Here is an 859-nt window from a genome sequence, read left to right as displayed (position 1 = left end):
AAGAAGCGGAACCAAACCCAGGACGCTTCAATCTGTTGGACTGACCAGTATTGTCAACTCTTACCTGGAGCCTCTCTCACACCCTGATGAAGAAGAAGCGATGTCCGAGGAATACTACGACCTCGTCATCGATGTGATCCTAGACGGCATCGAACACACCCTGCTGCCTTAACTCTGACCCACTTCTCAATCATCGTCTTAGTGAACGCCCGCACAGCTGTGTACTTCAACACAGCGGATGTAGCCCAGTTGATAAGCCGGGTCAGTTCACGTTCACACCCGCGTTCTCATGGTCACAGAGACGGTTAAATTGAGGTTACCCCATGCGAGGTCTGCGGGGGTGGTGTTTTCATCCGACATGTGGTTTGTCTCCTCCGTGGGGTGTTGGGTGTGTTCCACGCCTTGGTGGTAACGGAGGTGAGTATGAGACATATTGGTTGGCGGTCAGTTTTATTGAGTGGTTACCCAGTCCCCAGCTTCAACAAAAGCTGTTAAATCAACAGGGGAACTTCCTAGTAGCTCCACCGTGCCGTCGGACTTCACCAGCGCGGCGCTATCCCCATCATCTGCGTTCTCCCCTGGAAACACTGCAACGGTTCCGTCTGGGTGTACACATACCTCTACGTCCCAATCTTTGCCAGGATACGTCGAACAAACCATGCTGTAAGCACGGGTTGCAACATGCTTAATCAACACCAATTACTCCTAACAATTCATCCGTAGGTGTCAAATCGTCCGTGCGCATCATCGTCAGCGAACCCGCCTTCAACTTCTTCAACCGTTCGTCAACATTGATTAGTCCATCTGATGACTGGCCCACAATGACTTTGCTACGTGGAGGAATTTCAACAACCGCTAC

The organism is Corynebacterium sp. HMSC071B10 (assembly GCF_001814825.1).
In the GTDB taxonomy this organism is placed as follows: Bacteria; Actinomycetota; Actinomycetes; order Mycobacteriales; family Mycobacteriaceae; genus Corynebacterium.
This window is presented reverse-complemented; position numbering follows the sequence as displayed.